Genomic DNA, 20,177 nt, shown 5'->3' on the forward strand with positions numbered 1-20,177 from the left:
GCCGGCCTGGCAATGCGCGAAAGGCTCGGGCGCGGCGCGGCGCCGTCAGATGGGCAGTTGCGCCGTGTTCTTGACCTCCTCCAGCACGGCGTAGGTGCGCGTCTCGCGCACGCCGGGCATGCGCACCAGGATGTCGCCGAGGAAGGTGCGATAGGCGTCCATGTCGCGCACCCGCGCCTTGATCAGGTAGTCGAAGCCGCCGGCGACCATGTGGCACTCCAGGATCTGCGGCGTGCGGCGCACGGCGGCGGCGAACTCGTCGAACACGTCGCCCGTGGTGCGGTCGAGCAGCACCTCGACGAAGATCAACAGCGCGAGATCGACCTTGGCCGGGTCGATCTGGGCGGCGTAGCCTGTGATCAGCCCCCGCTCGCGCAGGCGCCGCACCCGGTCGAAACAGGCGGCCGGGGACAGGTGGCAGGCCTGGGCCAGGGCCTGGTTGGTGATGCGGCCGTCGGCCTGCAGCACGCGCAGCAGGCGGCGGTCGGTGTCGTCAAGAGCAGACATGCGTTCCAATGACCTTTCACCGAATATGCTTCGGCGATCTGAGCCAACAAACAAAGCACATTCGCCATTGGGACGGATAGAGCGGACATAAACACGGCGCGACGCGCGCCTCGCCTGTCAGGAGCCGAACATGGATTGGGACACGCTGGACGACGGCAAGTATCGCGACGAGGCCGAGGCCGTCCGCGACCTCCTGGCCAAGGCGCCGCTGGACCCGATCGACCGCGCCGCCGTGCGCGCCGAGGCCGAGGCCCTGGTCCGCACCGCCCGCCGCTCGGCCCGCCGCCAGGGCGTGGTCGAGAGCTTCCTGCAGGAGTTCTCGCTGGGCACCCGCGAGGGCCTGGCGCTGATGTGCCTGGCCGAAGCCCTGCTGCGCACCCCGGACGAGGAGACCCGCGACCGGCTGATCGCCGAGAAGATCGGCTCGGCCGACTGGGCCGCGCACCTGGGCCAGTCCGACAACCTGTTCGTCAACGCCTCGACCTGGGGCCTGATGCTGACCGGCAAGCTGGTCGACGTCGACGAGGACGCCAAGAACGACCCGCCCGGCTTCGTCCGCAAGCTGGCCAGCCGCATCGGCGAGCCGGTGATCCGCCACGCCGTCGCCCAGGCCATCCGCATCATGGGCGAGCAGTTCGTGCTCGGCCGCGACATCGAGGCGGCCCTCAAGCGGGCCGCCAGCGACGGCTACATGTGCTCGTTCGACATGCTGGGCGAAGGCGCCCGCACCGCCGCCGACGCCGCCCGCTACGAGAAAGCCTACGCCGACGCCATCGAGGTGGTCGGCAAGCTGTCCAAGGGCGCGGGACCGGAAGCCGGCCACGGCGTCTCGGTCAAGCTGTCGGCCCTGTCGCCGCGCTACGAGGCGGTGCAGGAAGCCCGCGTCTGGGAAGAGCTCTATCCGCGCGTCAAGCGCCTGGCCCTGATCGCCGCCCGGCACGACATCAACTTCACCATCGACGCCGAGGAGGCCGACCGGCTGGCCCTGTCGCTGAAGCTGCTCGACCGGCTGTGCCGCGAGGCCGAGCTGGGCGAGTGGAAGGGCCTGGGCCTGGCCGTGCAGGCCTACCAGAAGCGCGGCCCCGAGGTGATCCGCCGCCTGCGCGCCCTGGCCGAGGAGACCGGCCGCCGCCTGATGGTCCGCCTGGTCAAGGGCGCCTACTGGGACAGCGAGATCAAGCGCGCCCAGGTCGCCGGGCGGCCTGACTATCCGGTCTACACCACCAAGCCGGCCACCGACCTGTCGTACCTGGTCTGCGCCGAGGCGATGATCTCGGCCGCGCCGCACATCTACGCCCAGTTCGCCACCCACAACGCCCACACCCTGGCCGCCGTCGGCCGCCTGGCCAAGCGCCAGGGCGTCAAGATCGAGTACCAGCGCCTGCACGGCATGGGCGAGGCGCTCTACCGCGCCGCCGAGGACCTCTATGACGGCGTCACCCTGCGCGCCTACGCCCCCGTGGGCGGCCACGAGGACCTGCTGCCCTATCTGGTCCGCCGCCTGCTGGAGAACGGCGCCAACACCTCGTTCGTCCACGCCCTGCTCGACGAGCGGGTGCCGGCCGAGGACGTGGTGGTCGACCCGATCACCGCCGTCGAAAGCCATCCCGACCGCCACGCCAAGATCCCGCGCCCGGCGGACGTCTACGGCCCCGGCCGCCCGAACTCGGCCGGCGTCGACCTGTCGGTGCGCGCCGAGCGCGAGCGGCTGGCCAAGGCCGTGGCGGCGGTCGACGCCGAAAAGCTGATCGCGGGCCCCATCGTCGGCGGCAAGCTGCTGGCCGGCGTCGCCCCCTCGGCGGTGACCAGCCCGGCCGACGCCGCCCACGTGCTGGGCCAGGCCTCCGAGGCCGGTCCGGCCGACATCGACGAGGCCTTCCGCCTCGCCCGCGCCGCCCAGCCCGCCTGGGACCGCGCCGGCGGCCCGGCCCGCGCCCGGACCCTGCGCGCCATGGGCGACGCCCTGGAGCGCGACGCCGACCGCCTGATCGCCATCCTGTCGCGCGAAGCCGGCAAGACCCTGCCCGACGCCGTGGCCGAGGTGCGCGAGGCCGTGGACTTCTGCCGCTACTACGCCCACCTGGCCGAGACCCAGTTCGCCGACGGCGAAGTGCTGAAGGGGCCGGTCGGCGAGACCAACACCCTGGCCCTGCGCGGGCGCGGCGTGTTCGTCTGCATCAGCCCGTGGAACTTCCCCCTGGCCATCTTCACCGGCCAGATCGCCGCCGCCCTGGCCGCCGGCAACGCCGTGCTGGCCAAGCCCGCCGAGCAGACGCCGCTGATCGCGGCCGAGGCGGTGCGGCTCTACCACGCCGCCGGGCTCGACCCGAACCTGCTGGCCCTGACGCCCGGCCGCGGCGAGACCGTCGGCGCGGCCCTGACCGCCCATGACGGGCTCGACGGCGTCGCCTTCACCGGCGGCACCGACACGGCCTGGAAGATCAACCAGACCCTGGCCCAGCGCCAGGGCCCGATCGTGCCGTTCATCGCCGAGACCGGCGGCCTGAACGGCATGTTCGTCGACACCACCGCGCTGAAGGAGCAGGTGGTCGACGACGTGGTGATCTCGGCCGTGGGTTCGGCCGGCCAGCGCTGCTCGGCGTTGCGCCTGCTGTTCGTGCCCGCCGACACCGCCGACATGGTCATCGAGGCGGTGGCCGGGGCCATGGACGCCCTGGTGATCGGCGACCCGGCCCAGCCGACCACCGACGTCGGCCCGGTGATCGACGAGGACGCCCGCGCCTTGCTGGAGGCGCACCTGACCCGCCTGAAGAACGAGGCCAAGGTGCTGCGCCAGCTCGACGCCCCGGCCGGCGGCGTGTTCTTCGGCCCGGTGCTGGCCGAGATCCCCTCGGCCGACTTCCTGCAACGCGAGGTGTTCGGCCCGATCCTGCACGTGGTCCGCTACGACCCGGAGAACCTCGAGGAGGTCGCCAAGGTCCTGGCCGCCAAGCGCTACGGCCTGACCCTGGGCGTGCATTCGCGCATCGAGGCCTTCGCCGAGGAGGTCGCGCGCCTGGTCCCGGCCGGCAACGTCTACGTCAACCGCTCGATGATCGGGGCGGTGGTCGGGGTGCAGCCGTTCGGCGGCGAGGGCCTGTCCGGCACCGGCCCCAAGGCGGGTGGTCCTCACGCCCTGCTGCGCTACGCCGTCGAGCGGGCGACCAGCGTCAACATCACCGCCCAGGGCGGCGACCCGGCCCTGCTCAATCTTTAGGCGTATTGGCGCGCCGTTCAATTCGAACGGCGCGCCGTCCCCAAATATGGTTATTTTTGGCGGGACGTCGTCCGACGAAATGGGCTAGACCAGATGGACTGCGAGTGGGGGACGACGCAGCATGGTCACCAATTCCTATTTGCAGCGCAATCCGTCCACGGATGCGTTGGAGGCCGCCAAGGCGAGGATACGGGCGCATCCCGATCTTCGTGACGCCGTCATGCTGTCGGCGGCCGGCTCGATCGCCGCCCATCAGAGCGATCCCGCCCTGCACACCACCCAGAAGGACGGCGGGCGGTTCCTGTTCACCATGCTGTCCATGCATGTCCACTACACGGACGGCTATCTCAGCGCCGGGCGCATCACCGCGCTTTGCGAGCAGCTCAACCTGTGCAGTCCGGGGCGCACCGCCGCCATGCTGGGCCAGATGGAGTACGCCGGCTACCTGACCCGCGATCCCGAGGATCGCCGCCGCATGGTCCTGGCCCGCGCCGCCATCGTCGCCGTGCGCGAGCGCATCCGTTCGGAGCTGCACGCCATCTCGATGGTGGCGCCCGAGGTGGCTCCCGCCCTGACCGCCCTGGACGACGAACGGGTGTTCGGCCGCATGATGCAGGAAACGGGGCTGATCTTCATCGAGCGGGGCCTGTTCTTCGTGCACAAGGATTCGCCCGCCCAGGCCTTCACCCAGCGCGACTGCGGCATGCTGATCCTGTTCACCATCATGCTGTCGGGATCGCCGGACGACGACATCCCGCCGACCATGGCCGTGCCGGTGTCCATAGCCAAGATCGCCGACCAGTTCGGCGTCTCCCGCGCGCACGTGCGCAAGCTGCTGACCGACAGCGAGACCCTCGGCCTGTTGGAGCGCGAGCAGGGCGAACGCGCCGTCCGCATGACCCCGGTCCTGCGCGAGGCCGCCCTCGACTTCTTCGCGACGGTGTTCGCGGTCCTGCGGCGGGCCGCCCTGACGGCGGCTCCCTGAACCGGACGCCTCGGAGCCTCAGCCGCCGGTCTTGGCGGCGGCGCCCTTGGCGTCGCGCTCGGCCTGCACCGCCTTGAGTTCGGCCTCGGCCGCCGTGACGGCGGCGGGGTCGCCCTTGCGCCGGGCCTCGATCAGCCGGCCGCTGGCCTCCATCTCGCGGACCGGCAGCAGGTGGCTGTCGTCGGCCGCGCGGAAGGGACCGAAATCCAGGGCGGCCAGCACCTTGCGCTGGCGCTCGGCCTCGGGCCCCTTGCCGACGCCGTAGCTCAGGAAGAACTGGCGCAGCCGGGCCTTGGTCGCCGGATCGAGATCTTTGCGCTCGACGATGGGGTCCTCGGGAATGGTCGGCGAGGTCCAGATCACCTTGATGTTGGCCAGGGTGCGCCGGGCGACGTCGGTGTCCACATGGCTCAGCCGCGTGATGTCGTTGGTGTTGTTGGTGGCGGCGTTCAGCACGCCCGTCCCCACCGACATCAGGTTCGACTGGTGGTTGGCGGTGCGCACCGTCGAGAAGCAGGTCGACGGCTCGATCCCGCGCGGCCCGAACAGGTAGGTCATCGGCGCGATGGTGCCCGAGGTCGACTTGGGATCGGCCATGCCGAAGCTGTAGCGCTTGCCGCACTTGAGCAGGTCGTCGAGGGTGATCTTGCTGTCCTTGCCGACGATGATCACCGCCTGATAGCCGTCGGCGCCGCTGGGCTTGGACGAGCGGGCGAACACCTCGCCGCCGCCGCGCCGCACCGCCTCCAGGCCCGAGGCGTTCGAGAACCAGCCGGCGTCGGTCTGCTTGAAGCGCATGGCCTCGATCAGGGCCGAGTAGCTGGAGGCGTAGAACGGCTTGACCTTCAGGCCGGTCGACTTCTCCATGTCGGCCAGGAACGGCGTCCACTTCCCCTGCTGGTTCTGGGCGTTCTCGGTCGACAGGATCGAGAAGTTCAAGGTCTCGGCGGCCGGCGGCGAGGCCTTGTGGCAGCCGGCCAGGGCCAGCCCCGTCGCCAGGATCGCGGCGAGTCCCAGACGTCGATCGATAACGGCCACGCGGCTTCCCCGTCGCTGATTGCGTTCCATCGCTCTTATGGCGGGCACGGTCTCAGTATTATGACAACCCCCGCTCGCCGGCGACCGCACATGCGCGCGGGGCCGAAGCCGCCCCTTGCCAGCCGGCGCCGCGGGCCTAAGCTCGCCCGCAATCACGCATCGGGAGGGGAAGTCGTCATGTTCAGGAGTCTCATGGTCGCCGGCGCGCTGCTGGCCGGCGCCGCCGGTCCGGCGCTGGCCCACGCTCAAGGCCAAGGTCAGGGCCAAGGTCAGGGCCCGCGGCCGGATCAGGCCGAGTTCCGGGCGCTGTACAAGCAACTGGTCGAGACCAACACCACCCTGTCGTCGGGCAGCTGCACCCTGGCCGCCGAGCGCATGGCCGCGCACCTGAAGGCCGCCGGCGTCCCGGAGTCCGACCTGCACCTGTTCAGCGTTCCCGACCACCCCAAGGAGGGCGGGCTGGTCGCGATCTATCCCGGCCGCGATCCCAAGGCCAAGGCGGTGCTGATGCTCGCCCACCTCGACGTGGTCGAGGCCAAGCGCGAGGACTGGACGCGCGATCCCTTCACCCTGGTCGAGGAGAACGGCGCCTTCTACGCCCGCGGCGTCTTCGACGACAAGGCGATGGCGGCGACCTGGGTCGACACTCTGGCCCGCTACAAGAAGGAAGGGTTCAAGCCGCGCCGCACGCTGAAGCTGGCCCTCACCTGCGGCGAGGAGACCAACGGCGCCTTCAACGGGGCCGAATACCTGGCCAAGAACAAGCGTGACCTGATCGACGCCGCCTTCGCCGTCAACGAGGGCGGCGGCGGCCTGCTGGACGCCGGCGGCAAGCCGGTCTTCCTCGGCATCCAGGTCGGGGAAAAGCTGTCGCAGAACTATACGCTGGAGGTGACCAACCCTGGCGGCCACTCCTCGCGTCCGCTGCCGGACAACGCCATCTATCACCTGGCCGGCGCCCTGACGCGCATCCAGGCCTACCGCTTCCCGGTGGCGTTCAACGACACCACGCGCGACCTCTTCCAGCGGCTGTCGGCGACCCGCAAGCCGGACGAACAGGCCGCCGTCGCCACCCTGCTGAAGAGCCCCGCCGACGAGCCGGCGCGGGCGCTGCTGGAGCGCGATCCCGACCTCAACGCCATCCTGCACACCAACTGCGTGGCGACCATGCTCGACGCCGGCCACGCCACCAACGCCCTGCCCCAGCGGGCGCGGGCCAACATCAACTGCCGCATCTTCCCCGGGACCAGCGCCGAAGAGGTGCGCCAGACCCTGGAGCAGGTGATCGCCGACCCCAAGGTCAAGGTGTCGATCCGCGAGGTGCGCAACGCCCCCGCGCCGCCGCCGCCGCTCGATCCCAAGGTGCTGGGCCCGGCCGAGAAGCTGGCCGCCGAGATGTGGCCGGGCGTGCCGCTGGTGCGGACCATGTCCGCCGGGGCCACCGACGGCGCCTTCCTCACCCCGGTCGGCATCCCGACCTACGGCATCTCCGGTGCCTTCGGCGACCCGGACGGCGACGGCGTCCACGGCCTCAACGAGCGGGTCCGGGTCAAGGTGCTGTATGACAGCCGCGACTACCTCTATCGCCTGATGAAGATCTACGGCGACATGCCGGGCTGAGGCTCGCTCGATCACGTTGAAATCAGATCGACTCGATCTGATTTCAAAAACCGTGATCGATTCCAAAAACTTGGAGCGGGATTTACGCGAAAAACCGGTACCCGCTTTTTCGCATCCCGCTCTAGGCTCCCTCCTCCACGCTTGACGAGTCGGAGGACGGGATTATGGCCGCCATCGCCGGAACCGGACGGACGCCCCGGGGCCTCGTGGCCCTGGGCTGTCTGCTTTTCGCCCTGACGGCCCAGATCCCGACCGCGCCGCCGGCCGCCGCCGCGCCGCCGCGGCCGCGGCCGCAGGTCCTGACCACGGACGTCGACCGCTTCTACGCCCTGTACGACGCGGCCGGCGGCCATCCTACGGCGGAGCAGCTCGACCGCGACTACCTGGCCAAGGGCGGGGCGGGCCTGACGGAGTTCGCCAGCCTGCGCAAGGTCACCGGCGCCCGGATCGCCGCCGCCATCGCCGCCCACCCCGAGACCTACACCAACGCCCGCCGCTGCCTGACGGTGCTGCCGGCGGTGAAGGTGCGCCTGGCCGCGGCCTTCGACCGGCTCGCCGCCCTCTATCCGGAGGCGAAGCTCGCCCCCGTGACCATCGTCGTCGGCCGTGGCCGGCCGGTCGGCATCACCTCGCCCTCGGGCGTGACCATGGGGCTGGAGGCGCTGTGCGCCGCCGACTTCATGAACCCGAACCTCGAAGACCGCTTCGTCCACACCATCGCCCACGAATACGGCCACATCCAGCAGTCGGCAGCCCTGCAGGCGGTGGACCCGGGCCAGCCGGACGCGACCGTGCTGCGCGTGTCGCTGATGGAGGGAACCGGCGAGTTCGTCGCCGAGCTGATCTCCGGCGGCGTCGGCGACTATCAGCACGCCGCCTGGACCCGGGGCAAGGAGGCCGAAATCGAAGCCGCGTTCGTACGCGACGAGGACAAGACCGACCTGTCGGCGTGGCTCTATAACGGCCCCGGCGACGCCGCCCATCCCGGCGACCTGGGCTATTGGGTCGGCTATCGCATCGTGAAGGCCTATTACGACCGCGCCGGCGACAAGCACGCCGCGCTGAAGGCCATCTTCGAGATGACCGACCCGAAGGCCTTCCTGGCCGCCAGCGGCTGGAAACCGGCGAGCTAGCCGCCGCCGGCCGCGAGGGCGAAGGCGCGAGCCCCGACGCCCGCGCCGACCCTTCGCCCCGCTCAGGCCGCTGGAAAGCCCGCGCGCCGGGCCCGCCAGACCACGACCAGGGCGACGGCCAGCAGTCCCAGCAGCGCCCAGGGCAGCGACGCCGCGCCGACCTTGTCCAGCAACATGCCGCCGAACAGGCCGCCGCCCGCTATGGCGATGTTCCAGGCGGTGACGATCATCGACTGGGCGACGTCGGCGGCCTCGCCCGCCGCCTGGGCCGAAGCGGTCTGGAACAGGGTGGGCGCCCCGCCGTAGGTGACGCCCCAGACGGCTACGGCGACATAGACCGCCAGGGGGCTGGCGCCCCAGAGGCCCAGCGCGACCGCGACCGCGCCGAAGGCGGCGATGCTGACCAGGGTCATCTCCCGCAGCCGCCGGGCGATCAGCGCGCCGACGATCCAGACGCCGGCGAGGGCCGCGGCACCGAACACGAACAGCACCCGGTCGACCTGGCCGCCCAGACCGGCCGGAACCACGAAAGGCGCGACGTAGGTGTAGAGGATGTTGTGGGCCAGGACGTAGGTCAGGGTTCCCGCCAGCACCGGACGCACGCCGGGCATGGCGAACACTCCGGCCAGCGGCAGGCGGCGGTCGGCGGCCTGTCCGGGGAAGTCCGGAACCCGCCACAGGGTCCAGCCGATCAGGATCACGGTCAGCACGCTCATCAGGCCGAAGGCGTAACGCCAGCCCACCGCCGCGCCGAGGAAGGCGCCTGCTGGAACGCCCAGCGACAGGGCGATCGGCGTGCCGATCATCGCCACGGCGATGGCCCGCCCCTTCAGGTGCTCGGGCGCCATGCGGGCGGCGTAGCCGGCGACCAGGGCCCACAGCAGGCCGGCGAACACCCCGGCGAGGAACCGCGCCCCGAGGGTGAGGGCGAAACTGGTCGAGACGGCGGTGACCGTGTTGACCACCGCGAAGCCGGCGATGGCCGTCAGCAGCAGGGGCCGGCGCCGCCAGCCGCGCGTGGCGGCGGTCAGTGGAATGGCCGCGACTAGCGAGCCGATGGCGTAGACCGTGACCATCTGGCCGGCCATGGCCTCGGAGATGGACAGGCCGGCGCCGATGCGCGGCAGGAGGCCGGCCGGCAGGGCCTCGGTCAGAACGGTGATGAAACCCGCCACGGCCAGGGCCAGCAGGCCGCCCCAGGGCAGGCGTTCGGGGGGCGGCTGGTCCAGCGGCGCCTCTGGCGGCGCGGCCGGTCGCGGACGCGAGACGGCGTCGAGGGTTTCGGTCGCGGTCATGATGAAGGGCTCCGGCCAGGTGCGGAAAAGAGAAGGGAGCGGCGTCAGCCGGCGGCGAAGACGGCGCCCGGCAGGATCAGGTCGCCGACGCGGTAGGTGTGGAACTCGCTGGTCGACACCGCGTCGAGGGCGCGGAACTTTTCGACGAACGCCGGGTCGGAGAAGAACTCGTCGACCTTGCCGGCGTCGGCTATGGCCTCGATGTTGACCACCGTCTCGCCGTCGTCGCTCTTGGCCAGGTTGCTCCACAGGAAGCCCGGCTTGCGCTCGGCCACGTAGCGCACGACCTCCTGGATCAGCCGGAACGCCTCGTCCTGCCGGCCCGGATGGGCGTGGATGACGTTGACGATGAACACGGTGGGCTGCGGCCCGGCGGTGAAACCGGCGGCGGTCTGAACGGTCATGGGTGTCTCCGAGACGGCCCGACGCCGCCGCTCGTCGAAATAGGCCCGCGCCCCTGCCGGAAAAATGCTCTATAGATCGGGATATATCGGACAATCTTGTCCGCAATTGCAGGCCGGTCGCGTGGACAGTCTCGGATCCTTGAGCGCCTTCGTGCAGACGGCGGAAAGCCTCAGCTTCGTCGCCGCCGGGCGCCAGCTCGGCATATCGTCCTCGGCGGTCGGCAAGGCGGTGGCCCGCCTGGAGGCGCGCCTGGGCGTGCGGCTGCTCCACCGCAGCACCCGCAGCGTCGCCCTGACCCCGGAGGGCGCGCTGTTCCTCGAACGCTGCCGTCGCATCCTGTGCGAGGTCGAGGCGGCCGAGCTGGAGCTCTCGCAGTCCCAGGGCGCGGCGCGCGGCCGGCTGCGCGTCAGCCTGCCGCACACCAGCGGGCTGTTCGCGCCGGCCCTGGCCGGCTTCATGCGCGCCTATCCCGAGATCGAGCTGGACATCGACTACACCAACCGCCTGACGGACGTGATCGACGAAGGGTTCGACGCCGTGGTCCGCACGGGCGACCTCACCGACTCGCGGCTGATGGCCCGCCGGCTGGGCGGCTTCCGCAAGCTGGTCGTCGCCTCGCCCGACTATCTGCGCCGACGGGGAGAGCCCCGCGCGCCGGAGGACCTGCTGGACCATGCCTGCCTGCGCCACCGCATGCTCAACAGCGGCAAGCTCGACCCCTGGCCCCTGCACCGCGACGGCCAGCCGCTCGACATCGACCCGCCGGCAATCCTGGCCGCCAACGCCCTGGAGCCGCAGATCTGCCTCGCCGAAGAGGGGTTCGGCCTGGCCTGCCTGCCCGACTTCGCCATCGCGGGCCAACTCGCCGATGGGCGGCTGGTCCCGGTGCTGGAGCCCTTCGTGCGCTATGTCGGGACCTTCAGCGTGCTGTGGCCGGCCAGCCGCTATCCCTCGCCCAAGGTTCGCGCCTTCGTCGACTTCATGGCCGAGAACCTGTTCCCCGGCCAACGGGCCTGAGGCGCGCGGCCCCGACCTATTTGGTGCCGTACATGCGGTCGCCGGCGTCGCCGACCCCAGGCAGGATGTAGCCGTGGTCGTTGAGGCCGTCGTCGATGGCGGCGGTCCAAACCGGCACGTCCGGGTGGCGGCCGTGCAGCGTCTCCAGCCCCTGGGGCGCAGCCACCAGGCAGACCAGCCGGATGGCCACGGCGCCCTGCTCCTTCAGGCGGTCGACGGCGGCGACGGCGGTGTTGCCGGTGGCCAGCATCGGGTCGATGACGATGACCAGCCGCTCGGCCAGGTCCTGCGGCGCCTTGAAATAGTATTCGACGGCGCCGAGCGTGGCCGGATCGCGATAGAGGCCGATATGCGCCACCCGGGCGGCGGGGACCAGGTCGAGCATGCCCTCCAGCAGCCCCCCGCCCGAGCGCAGGATGTTGGCGAACACCAGCTTCTTGCCGGCCAGCACCGGGGCGGCCGTCGCCGTCAGCGGCGTCTCGATCTCCACCGTCTCCAGCTCCAGGTCGCGGGTCACCTCGTAGCACAGCAAGGTGGCGACCTCGCGCAGCAGCTCGCGGAAGCTCTTGGTCGAAGCGTCCTTCTTGCGCATCAGGGTCAGCTTGTGCTGGACCAGCGGGTGGTCGACGACCGTCACGCCCTTCATCGCGTCTTCCTTGCAAACCGTCATGGTCAGAACACCGTGCCGTCGCTGTCGACGGCGACCGGCGGCGAGCCGTCCTCGCGCCGCTGGCGGGCGGCCGCGCGGCCGGCGGCCCAGGTGCCGCCCTCCAGCACGCGCGCCAGCGGAAAATCGGCCTCGCCCACCCCAAGCCGCTGGCGGGTCAGCGGCGCGATCTCGTCCAGCAGCGCCACCGTCAGGGCCCGCCAGCCGACCACCAGCGTATCGTCCACCGGCCGGCGGCGGATCGGCGCGGCGGGGTCGCGCGGGACCAGCACCCCCAGGTCGACGAACAGGCCGCCGTTGCGATACTCGGCCAGGCCGGTGAGGCCGTCGATCCCGGTCACGGCGACGCCGGCCGCTTGCAGCGGTTCGATCAAGGAATAGGCCAGCCATTGCGACAGCTTGTGCAGGGGCACGAGCCCGTCGGTGGCGTCGTCGCGCCTCAGGGCCGGATGGCGCCAGCAGTCGCCCAGGGGAACGCCGCCCAGCGACAGACGCCCGGCCCAGATCGGGCCCAACGCCTCCAGCAGCACCTCCAGGATGACCGCGGCCGGCAGACGGCCGCCCTCGGCGCTGGCGGCCATGACGTCGAACAGGCCGCCCGGCCGCGGCGCGTCGGCGATCGCGAACAGGTCCGGACGGGCCGCGACGGTCTCGCCCAGCCGCCGCAGCAGGGCGGCGCGGCCCTCCAGCCCGACCAGCGGGTTGGCCTCCGAGACCTGGAACCCCTCGGCCAGGGTCTCGACCTCCAGCCGCGACAGCCGTCCGGCGTCGGCGCGCAGGGGCTCGCCCGGCCGGTCGGACAGCGCCCCGCTCTCGAACAGGCGCAGGCTGGCGACGCCCAGCCCTTCCGAGCGCGCCGCGACGACCCCGCTGGCCGGATCGACGAAGCGCCAGCCGGCGCCCGCACCGGCGTCCAGCAGCACCGAGGTTATGGCGAGGTCGAAGGCCGCCCTGGCCCTGCCCGCCGGATCGGTCAGGCCGGTGGACGCCTCGGCCCACAGGTCGCGGCCGGCCAGCACGAAATGCCGCCAGCGAGCATGGAACGGCACGGCGAGGTCGGGATAGCGGTCGCGGACCGTCGACGCCACGAAGTCGGCCGCCGCCGGCAGCCGTTCCATGGCGATGGTCCAGTCCGGCAGGCGGCCGTCCAGGGCGATGGCGAACAGCTCATGCGCCCGCTCGCGCACGGCGGCGGCCGACAGCAGCGACCGCGCGGCGGCGGCCTCAGAACTCTTTGAGGTCACGGCCCACCACGTGCTTGAGATCGTCGTCCGTCGGCGCCGGCTCGGGCGTGTAGTAGCCGGCCGCCTTCTTGGCCTCCAGTTCGACCGAGGCGTCGGGCGGCACCAGCTCGGCCGGGATCGGCACGCGTTCGCCGATTTCGATCCCCGACGCGGTCAGGGCCTCGTGCTTCATGTTCGACATCGACACGAACCGGTCGATGCGGGTGATCCCCAGCCAGTGCAGCACGTCGGGCATCAATTGCTGGAAGCGGGCGTCCTGCACGCCGGCGACGCATTCGGTGCGCTCGAAATAGGTCGCCGCCTGGTCGCCGCCCGGCTGGCGCTTGCGGGCGTTGTAGACCAGGAACTTGGTCACCTCGCCGAGCGCCCGGCCCTCCTTGCGGTTATAGGCGATCAGCCCCGCGCCGCCGGCCTGGGCCTCGCGCACGCACTCCTCGATGCCGTGGGTGAGGTAGGGCCGGCAGGTGCAGATGTCCGAGCCGAACACGTCCGAGCCGTTGCATTCGTCATGCACGCGGCAGGTCAGCCGGCGCAGGGGATCGGCGATCGCCGCGGGGTCGCCGAAGATGTAGAGGGTGATCCCCCCGATCGGCGGCAGGAACACCGAGATGTCCGGCCGGGTGACCAGTTCGGGATACATGCCGCCGGTCTGTTCGAACAGGGTGCGGCGCAGGACCGTCTCGGACACGCCGAAGCGCTCGGCGACGCCGGGCAGCCACCAGACCGGATCGACGGCGGCCTTGGTCACGGCGACGTCGCCGCCTTCGCGCAGCACCGATCCGTCCACGGACAGACGCCCCCTGGCGACGGCCTCGTGGATCTCCGGCAAGGTCAGCCGCGCCTTGGTCACGGCGATGGTCGGGCGGATGTCGACGCCCTCGGCGATCTCGCGGGCGAAGTCCTGGGCGACGCGGTGCCCCCACGGGTCGAGCGAGACGATCTTTCCCGGATCGCTCCACTGCGGAAACGGCCCGACCTCGACCGCCGGATAGGTGTCGGTGAGATCGGGCCGCACGAGCGGGTTCAACGCGCCGGCCGAGATCGCCAGGGCGCGGTAGACCGAATAGGCGCCGCCATGGGCCCCGATGGCGTTGCGGTCGGCTCCGGCCAGGGCCGAGGCGATCACCGGGCCGCGCTCGGCCGCGCTGGGAGCGCCCCAGCGAATGGGGAAGCGGCTGGCCTGCCCCGCCCCCGGATGGGAGGTCAGGCGGATGTGGCCGGATTGGTTGATCGACATGGGCTGGCGTCCGCGCGCATGCGCCTCCGAAACGGAAAAAGCCTCCCGCCGGCTAGGGGGAGGCCTTTGGAAGAGGATGGTGCTCCCCTTTTTTCCCGCCGGTCAAGTGGACGAGCGGCGTTCGGCGGGAAGCCGCCCCCAGGGTCGCGCGGGCCGCAAGCCCTGGTCACGTCCGTGCGATCCGGCTAGTTGGCGAAACGGGCGGCCGAGCGAAGAGGATTGCAGCATGACCACCGGCCTGGCGGCGGGCGCGGCCCGTCCGCGTCGAAACGGGGCCCGGCTCGCACGTCGAAGCGCCGTGCTGCTTCTGGTCCTGACCGCCGCCTGCGCCTCGGCCTCGCCCGACCCGACGCGCCCGATCGCGCCGCCGCAGGCCGAAGCGCCCTCCAGGCTTTCGATCGGCGGGGTCGCCTTCGGGCCTGGCGACGTCGAAAGCTCCAGCCTGGTCTTCGACGCCGAGCAGCGCCCGGCGGTCGGCGTCCGCTTTTCGCGGTCGGGACAAGACAGGTTCCAACGCGCCATGGCGGCCCTGGGCGCAGGACGCCCCATGCCCATCGTCGTCGACGGCCAGTTGGTCAGCGCGCCGATCCTGCGCGAGCTCATTCCCAGCGGAAGCGTCCAGATCACCGGCGCCTTCAGCCTGGACGAGGCCCGGACCATCGCCGAGAAGATCGGCGGCGGCCGGGCGCCGCCAGCAAGTCAGGTCACCGCGGAGACGCGACGATAGTCTTCCTGGTCGTACGCCCGCGTCTCCAGCACGTCGCGCAGGATCTCCACCGCGTCCCAGACGTCGGCGTAGCCGACATAGAGCGGGGTGAAGCCGAAGCGCAGGATGTCGGGGGCGCGGAAGTCGCCGATGACGCCGCGGGCGATCAGGGCCTGCATCATGGCGTAGCCGTCGGCGTGGGCGAAGGAGACGTGGCTGCCGCGGCCGGCGGCGTCGCGGGGGCTGGCCAGCGTCAGGCCGGCGAAGCCGCAGCGCGCCTCGACCAGTTCGATGAACAGGTCGCCCAGGCGCTTGCCCTTGGCCTCCAGCGCGGCCAGCGGCGCGCGCAGGTGCAGGTCGACGCCGACCTCCAGGGCCGAGAGGCCCAGGATCGGCGGCGTGCCGCAGAGCTGGCGGCGCACGCCCGGCGCCGGGGCGTAGGCGTCGACGAAGGCGAAGGGGTCGGCGTGGCCCATCCAGCCGGTCAGCGGGCTGCGGATCGCCGCCTGGTGCCGTTCGGCCACGAACAGGAAGGCCGGGGCCCCGGGGCCGCCGTTCAGATACTTGTAGCCGCAGCCGACGGCGAGATCGGCGTCCGCGCTGTTGAGATCGACCGCCACGGCGCCGGCGCTGTGGCTGAGGTCCCACAGCATCAGGGCGCCGGCGGCGTGGGCGGCGGCGGTGACGGCCTTCATCGGCCAGCGGCGGCCGGTCTTGTAGTGCACCTCGGTCAGGACGACGACGGCGACGTCCTCGTCGATGGCGGCGACGAGTTCGTCGGCCGGAACGGTCTTGAGGCGGACGCCCTGGCCGAGCAGGGCGGCTAGGCCCTGGATGACATAGAGGTCGGTGGGGAAGTTGCCGGGCTCGGACAGGATGGTCCTGCGGCCCGGCCGAAGCGACAGCGCCCCGGCGACCAGCTTGAACAGGTTGGCCGAGGTGGAGTCGGCCGCCGTCACCTCGTGCGGGCGGGCGCCGACCAGGCCGGCGATCTTGCCGCCCACCCGCGCGGGCGCGTCGATCCAGCCGGCGGTGTTCCAGCTGCGGATCAGGTCGCGCCCCCACTCCTGGGCCACCACCGCCTGCAGGCGCGGGCCCGTGGCCCTGGGCAGGGCGCCGAGTGAGTTGCCGTCGAGATAGATCACCCCTTCGGGCAGGTCGAACTCGGCGCGGAACGGGGCCAGCGGGTCGGCCGCGTCGAGGGCCAGGCAGTCGTCGCGAGTGGTCATCAAAGCTCTCTCAGCACCGCCCGCACCGGGGCGGCGTCCAGGCCGGCCAGCGGCAACGGCGGGGCGATCAATTCGTAGTCGCCGGGCGGGACGGCGTCGAGGACCAGCCCCTCCAGGATCGACAGGCCATGCCGGCGCACGGCGTTGTGGGCCGGCAGGTCCTTCGAGGTCTCGGGATCGATCGACGGCGCGTCGGTCCCGATCAGCACGCCGCCCCGGTCGGCCAGCGCCGCGATCAGCCCGGCGTCGACGGCGGTGAAGTCCGACACCCAGCGATCGTGCGGAAAGGCCGCGAAGGTGCGCAGCAGCAGCCTCGGCGGGCAGTCCTCCAGCGCCGCCTCGACGTCGGCCAGCCGCACCGCGCCCCGCGCATGGCGGGCGTCGACCACCCGGCAGGGGCCGATGTAGCGCGACAGGTCGACCGCCTCGATAGACGCGCCCGCCGGGTCGTAGTGCAGCGGCGCGTCGGCGTGGGCCCCCGAATGGGTGGACAGCGCGAGCCTGGCGACATTGACCGGGCAGCCGCCCTCAAGCACCCAGGTCCGCTCGGCCGAGAACGGGGTGTCGCCCGGCCAGACCGGCAGGCCGGCGCGCAGCGGCTGGGAGATGTCCCACAGGCGACGCTCCGCGCGGGCCGTCATCAGATCGAGGTCCGCAGCGACAGCAGTTCGGGGAAGAAGCCTTTCTCCAGCGCCTTGACCAGATAGGCCACGCCGGCCGATCCGCCGGTGCCCCGCTTGTGGCCGATGATGCGCTCGACGGTCTTCATGTGCGAGAAGCGCCACTGCTGGAAGCGGTATTCCAGGTCGACCAGCTTCTCGCCCAGGTCATAGAGGTCCCAGTGGCGGTCGACGTTGCGATAGACCTCCAGCCAGGCGGCCTCGACGCCGGCGTCGGCCTCGTAGGGCAGGCTCCAGTCGCGCTCGACCTTGCCGGCCGGGATGGCGAAGCCGCGCCGCGCCATCAGCCGCAGCGCCTCGTCATAGAGGCTGGGCCTGTGCAGGGCCACGCTCAGGCGCTCGTGGACGCGGGGCTCGGCGGCGTAGACCTCGATCAGGCGGGCGTTCTTGGCCCCCATCAGGAATTCGAGCTGGCGATACTGGAACGACTGGAAGCCCGAGCTCGACCCCAGCGCCTCGCGGAAGCGCGAATAGTCGAACGGGGTCATGGTCGACAGGATCTCCCAGGCCTGGATCATCTGGGTCTGGATGCGCGCCACCCGCGCCAGCATCTTCGAGGCCGGCTCCAGGTCGTCGGCGGCCAGGCGCTCGCGCGCGGCCTCCAGCTCGTGCAGGCCCAGCTTCATCCACAGCTCGGTGGCCTGGTGGATGACGATGAACAGCAGCTCGTCGTGCTCGCCAGACAGCGGCCGCTGGGCGTCCAGCAGCCGGTCGAGCTGCAGGTAGCCGCCGTAGCTCATCGCGCCGGTCATGTCCCAGCGCACGCCGTCGAAGGGGTCCTTGCCCGGCGCGGCCTTGGAGGAGGTGTCGGAAATGTCTTCAGCCATGCGCCGGACATACATCCGGCGGAGCGTCAGGTCACGGCCGTTCCGACCGGCTCAACGCACCATGTAGCCGATCAGCTTCGACAGCAGCGCCTCGCGCGAGGAGACGCCCGTCTTGGTGTAGATGTGCTTGATGTGGCTGCGGACGGTTTCGACCGAAATGTTCAGCGCCCGGGCGATCTCCTCGGCCGTGGCGCCGGAGATCATCATCGAGGCGACCCGGCTCTCGGCCGTGGTCATGTGGAACGCCTCGGTCAGGTCGGTGAGCTGATAATGGCTGCGGTCGGAGGCCCGGCGCACCATCAGCGTGACCAGGCGGTCCTCGTGGCCGGCCACCGCCGTCGCCCGCAGCACCACGTCCTTGTCGCTCTCGTCGCCGACGACGACGTGGTTGCGCTCGACGATGCGGCCGGTCTCGTCCGGAAAGCCGGCGATCTTGGCGAACCGCGCCAGGGCCTGGTGGGCGCGCGGCGTCGAGGCGACCATCATGCCGCCACGGTCGCGCAGCGTCTGGCTCTCCTTGAGCAGACGGTCCGCCATCGGATTGCGCCAGATGATGTTCAGCTGGCGCGTGACGATGAACAGCGCGATGGGCTCGTTGTCGGCCCAGCCGCGGAAATAGGCGTCCGACATCGGTGGCGGAGGCGCCGCAGAAAATCCGTCATCGGCCATGTCGCCGAAAGCTCCCCTCTCGCGCATCCAGCTCAGTCTCCTGGTTCAGCCCTAACCAGGTTGGCCTTTGGCCTTGGCGACCGACAGTGGCGCTCGGCGTCGAGCGCGCAGGGCGCACTAACCCGCTCAGCGCGGTGAACGCGCCGGTAAACAAGATGGCATCCCCAATTTTGGTTAGCATCACCAAGATTGGGCACCTGCCAAGCCACAATCCGACGGGCTCGCCAGCGGCGCGCCGTCGCAGGCGCCGCTGGCGGACCGATCACGCGCCGTCCCCGTCATCGCGCATCCTCCCCGCCCCAACATGGCTGAGTGACGTTGCGGGCCGATTAACCCGCATCCGCCTCGCCGCCGGGCCGGGACCGTGCGCCTTCCATCGACGCCCTCCGCGCCAGCATGAGCCCGAGGCGCTTGACACCATATCCTACCCTGGGGGATAGGATAATCCCAACGCTCAACCCTTGAGGCCGCCCATGACGCCTTTCGCCGAACTGCTGCAGCAGGGCTCGACCCACGCCTGGCTGTTCATCCCGACCGCCATCGTCCTGGGCGCCCTGCACGGCCTGGAGCCGGGACACTCCAAGACGATGATGGCGGCGTTCATCATCGCCATCCGCGGCACGGTGCGGCAGGCGGTGCTGCTCGGCCTGTGCGCCACGCTGTCCCACACCGCGATCGTCTGGGTGATCGCCCTGGGCGGCATGACCCTGTGGCGAGGCCTGAACGCCGAGACGGCCGAGCCCTATTTCCAGATGGCCTCGGGCGCGATCGTCGTCGGCATGGCCCTGTGGATGCTGTGGCGGACGCGCCGCGAGCAGCGCCTGGCCCAGGCGGGGGGACACGGTCACGGCCACGATCGCGACCATCGTCATTCCGCTCACGGCCATGACCACAGCCACGACCATGACCACGCCCCTCACGACCACGGCCCCCCTCCCGGCGTGCGGCTGATCGAGACGGACCATGGCGACCTCGCCCTGGAGCTGTTCGAGGACGCCGGCCCGCCCCGCTGGCGGCTGCACGTGCGCAACGGCCCGGCGTGGCGGCCCGACCAGATCGGCCTGGAGACCGAACGCCCGGACGGCGCGCGCCAGACCTTCGGTTTCGTCAGCAAGGACGGCCGGCTGGAATCGGTCGAGGCCATCCCGGAGCCGCACGACTTCATCGCCCGGCTGACCCTGACGCGCGGCCAGCACGCCCACGCCTATGACGTGGCCTTCACCGAGGACGCGCACGGCCACGGCGGCCATCATGGCGACGACCCGATCCACCGCGAGCTTCGCGGTCTCGACCTGGCCGCCGGCGGCTATCAGGACGCCCACGAACTGGCCCACGCCGACGACATCCGCCGTCGGTTCGCCGACCGCGACGTCACCACCGGCCAGATCGTCGTCTTCGGCCTGACCGGCGGCCTGATCCCCTGCCCCGGCGCCATCACCGTGCTGATGCTGTGCCTGCAGTTGAAGAAGCTGGCGCTCGGCGCGACCCTGGTCGCGGCCTTCAGCGTCGGCCTGGCCCTGACCATGGTGACGGCCGGGGTGGTCGCCGCCCTCAGCGTGCGCGAGGCCGCCCGCCGCTGGAGCGGTTTCGGCGAGATCGTGCGCAAGGCGCCCTATGTCTCCGGCCTGGTGATCCTCGTCGTCGGGCTGGTCATCGGGGTTCAGGGCTGGCTCGCCGTGGCCCGAAGCCTGTAGGCTGGCG

17 protein-coding genes and 1 pseudogene are annotated in these 20,177 nt (G+C 71.2%); 7 read left to right on the forward strand and 11 right to left on the reverse strand.

Translation table 11 applies throughout. The annotated features are described in order from the left end of the window. Positions 1–45: 45 nt before the first annotated feature. The gene (locus tag C5708_RS08765) at positions 46–507 is read right to left on the reverse strand and encodes an Lrp/AsnC ligand binding domain-containing protein (protein ID WP_242920056.1); all 462 of its coding nucleotides are present in this window, start codon (positions 505–507) and stop codon (positions 46–48) included. A gap of 127 nt (positions 508–634) precedes the next feature. Between C5708_RS08765 and putA the strand changes: the two are divergent. Together putA and C5708_RS08775 are read left to right on the forward strand one after the other, a co-directional pair. Continuing rightward, positions 635–3,724 (forward strand): annotated as a pseudogene (gene putA / locus C5708_RS08770) (bifunctional proline dehydrogenase/L-glutamate gamma-semialdehyde dehydrogenase PutA); the annotation flags it as partial. A 121-nt stretch (positions 3,725–3,845) separates the two neighbouring features. Next, complete coding sequence (locus C5708_RS08775; RefSeq protein WP_242920060.1) at positions 3,846–4,709, forward strand: hypothetical protein; 864 nt, start codon at positions 3,846–3,848, stop codon at positions 4,707–4,709. A gap of 18 nt (positions 4,710–4,727) precedes the next feature. Here the strand turns inward: C5708_RS08775 and phnD are convergent, their stop codons facing one another. Continuing rightward, positions 4,728–5,747, reverse strand: a complete 1,020-nt coding sequence (gene phnD, locus C5708_RS08780; protein ID WP_347567006.1) for a phosphate/phosphite/phosphonate ABC transporter substrate-binding protein — start codon at positions 5,745–5,747, stop codon at positions 4,728–4,730. Positions 5,748–5,924: 177 nt separating this feature from the next. On the opposite strand from phnD, the gene C5708_RS08785 reads away from it, so the two are divergent. Then, the gene (locus C5708_RS08785; RefSeq protein ID WP_242920069.1) at positions 5,925–7,367 is read left to right on the forward strand and encodes a M20/M25/M40 family metallo-hydrolase; all 1,443 of its coding nucleotides are present in this window, start codon (positions 5,925–5,927) and stop codon (positions 7,365–7,367) included. Positions 7,368–7,531: 164 nt separating this feature from the next. Further along, on the forward strand, positions 7,532–8,500 hold the full coding sequence (locus tag C5708_RS08790) for a DUF2268 domain-containing putative Zn-dependent protease (protein ID WP_242920071.1): 969 nt from the start codon (positions 7,532–7,534) through the stop codon (positions 8,498–8,500). Between the two features lie 62 nt (positions 8,501–8,562). Here C5708_RS08790 and C5708_RS08795 read toward each other — a convergent pair whose 3' ends face one another. Both C5708_RS08795 and C5708_RS08800 read right to left on the reverse strand, forming a co-directional pair. Beyond that, positions 8,563–9,795, reverse strand: coding sequence for an MFS transporter (locus C5708_RS08795; RefSeq protein ID WP_242920073.1), 1,233 nt, complete (start codon positions 9,793–9,795; stop codon positions 8,563–8,565). A 44-nt stretch (positions 9,796–9,839) separates the two neighbouring features. Beyond that, a complete protein-coding gene (locus C5708_RS08800; RefSeq protein WP_242920075.1) occupies positions 9,840–10,199 on the reverse strand; it encodes an antibiotic biosynthesis monooxygenase in 360 nt (119 codons plus the stop codon). Positions 10,200–10,338: 139 nt separating this feature from the next. Here C5708_RS08800 and C5708_RS08805 point away from each other — a divergent pair, with 139 nt between their 5' ends. After that, positions 10,339–11,217, forward strand: a complete 879-nt coding sequence (locus C5708_RS08805; protein ID WP_242920076.1) for a LysR family transcriptional regulator — start codon at positions 10,339–10,341, stop codon at positions 11,215–11,217. A gap of 16 nt (positions 11,218–11,233) precedes the next feature. Here the strand turns inward: C5708_RS08805 and upp are convergent, their stop codons facing one another. Genes upp through C5708_RS08820 form a run of 3 tightly spaced genes read right to left on the reverse strand, consistent with a single transcriptional unit; the run spans position 11,234 to position 14,365 of the window. After that, positions 11,234–11,863: a uracil phosphoribosyltransferase gene (gene upp / locus C5708_RS08810; protein WP_242920078.1), complete on the reverse strand. Its 630-nt coding sequence runs from the start codon at positions 11,861–11,863 to the stop codon at positions 11,234–11,236. A 26-nt stretch (positions 11,864–11,889) separates the two neighbouring features. Then, entirely contained in the window at positions 11,890–13,128 is a 1,239-nt protein-coding gene (locus C5708_RS08815; RefSeq protein ID WP_242920080.1) for a DUF1688 family protein, read from the reverse strand. Further along, entirely contained in the window at positions 13,109–14,365 is a 1,257-nt protein-coding gene (locus C5708_RS08820; RefSeq protein ID WP_242920081.1) for a GTP cyclohydrolase II, read from the reverse strand. The genes C5708_RS08815 and C5708_RS08820 overlap by 20 nt, the downstream gene beginning before the upstream one ends. A 226-nt stretch (positions 14,366–14,591) precedes the next feature. On the opposite strand from C5708_RS08820, the gene C5708_RS08825 reads away from it, so the two are divergent. Then, positions 14,592–15,092: a hypothetical protein gene (locus tag C5708_RS08825; protein WP_242920083.1), complete on the forward strand. Its 501-nt coding sequence runs from the start codon at positions 14,592–14,594 to the stop codon at positions 15,090–15,092. Here the strand turns inward: C5708_RS08825 and kynU are convergent. The 4 genes from kynU to C5708_RS08845 form a co-directional block, all read right to left on the reverse strand. Next, a complete protein-coding gene (kynU, locus tag C5708_RS08830; protein WP_242920084.1) occupies positions 15,065–16,300 on the reverse strand; it encodes a kynureninase in 1,236 nt (411 codons plus the stop codon). The two genes, C5708_RS08825 and kynU, sit on opposite strands and share 28 nt — an antisense overlap. Then, the gene (gene kynB, locus C5708_RS08835; RefSeq protein WP_242920086.1) at positions 16,300–16,941 is read right to left on the reverse strand and encodes an arylformamidase; all 642 of its coding nucleotides are present in this window, start codon (positions 16,939–16,941) and stop codon (positions 16,300–16,302) included. Before kynB ends, kynU begins: the two co-directional genes overlap by 1 nt. Continuing rightward, positions 16,941–17,732 carry a tryptophan 2,3-dioxygenase gene (gene kynA / locus C5708_RS08840; RefSeq protein ID WP_242920133.1) on the reverse strand — a complete coding sequence of 264 codons (792 nt, stop codon included), beginning with the start codon at positions 17,730–17,732 and terminating at the stop codon, positions 16,941–16,943. Before kynA ends, kynB begins: the two co-directional genes overlap by 1 nt. A 126-nt stretch (positions 17,733–17,858) precedes the next feature. Continuing rightward, entirely contained in the window at positions 17,859–18,437 is a 579-nt protein-coding gene (locus C5708_RS08845; protein ID WP_242920088.1) for a helix-turn-helix transcriptional regulator, read from the reverse strand. A 512-nt stretch (positions 18,438–18,949) separates the two neighbouring features. Here C5708_RS08845 and C5708_RS08850 point away from each other — a divergent pair. Beyond that, positions 18,950–20,170 (forward strand): nickel/cobalt efflux transporter, encoded by a 1,221-nt coding sequence (locus C5708_RS08850; RefSeq protein ID WP_242920090.1) that lies wholly within the window; start codon positions 18,950–18,952, stop codon positions 20,168–20,170. The last annotated feature ends 7 nt before the right edge of the window (positions 20,171–20,177 follow it).

The sequence above is a fragment of the Caulobacter sp. CCUG 60055 genome (assembly GCF_022750545.1).
Classification (GTDB): domain Bacteria; phylum Pseudomonadota; class Alphaproteobacteria; order Caulobacterales; family Caulobacteraceae; genus PUIC01.

Coding starts and splice junctions, on each gene's coding strand:
- C5708_RS08765 (WP_242920056.1), bottom strand. CDS start 507: ATGTCTGCTCTTGACGACACCGACCGCCGCCTGCTGCGCGTGCTGCAG.
- C5708_RS08775 (WP_242920060.1), top strand. CDS start 3,846: ATGGTCACCAATTCCTATTTGCAGCGCAATCCGTCCACGGATGCGTTG.
- C5708_RS08785 (WP_242920069.1), top strand. CDS start 5,925: ATGTTCAGGAGTCTCATGGTCGCCGGCGCGCTGCTGGCCGGCGCCGCC.
- C5708_RS08790 (WP_242920071.1), top strand. CDS start 7,532: ATGGCCGCCATCGCCGGAACCGGACGGACGCCCCGGGGCCTCGTGGCC.
- C5708_RS08795 (WP_242920073.1), bottom strand. CDS start 9,795: ATGACCGCGACCGAAACCCTCGACGCCGTCTCGCGTCCGCGACCGGCC.
- C5708_RS08800 (WP_242920075.1), bottom strand. CDS start 10,199: ATGACCGTTCAGACCGCCGCCGGTTTCACCGCCGGGCCGCAGCCCACC.
- upp (WP_242920078.1), bottom strand. CDS start 11,863: ATGAAGGGCGTGACGGTCGTCGACCACCCGCTGGTCCAGCACAAGCTG.
- C5708_RS08820 (WP_242920081.1), bottom strand. CDS start 14,365: ATGTCGATCAACCAATCCGGCCACATCCGCCTGACCTCCCATCCGGGG.
- C5708_RS08825 (WP_242920083.1), top strand. CDS start 14,592: ATGACCACCGGCCTGGCGGCGGGCGCGGCCCGTCCGCGTCGAAACGGG.
- kynU (WP_242920084.1), bottom strand. CDS start 16,300: ATGACCACTCGCGACGACTGCCTGGCCCTCGACGCGGCCGACCCGCTG.
- kynB (WP_242920086.1), bottom strand. CDS start 16,941: ATGACGGCCCGCGCGGAGCGTCGCCTGTGGGACATCTCCCAGCCGCTG.
- kynA (WP_242920133.1), bottom strand. CDS start 17,732: ATGACCGGCGCGATGAGCTACGGCGGCTACCTGCAGCTCGACCGGCTG.
- C5708_RS08845 (WP_242920088.1), bottom strand. CDS start 18,437: ATGTCGGACGCCTATTTCCGCGGCTGGGCCGACAACGAGCCCATCGCG.
- C5708_RS08850 (WP_242920090.1), top strand. CDS start 18,950: ATGACGCCTTTCGCCGAACTGCTGCAGCAGGGCTCGACCCACGCCTGG.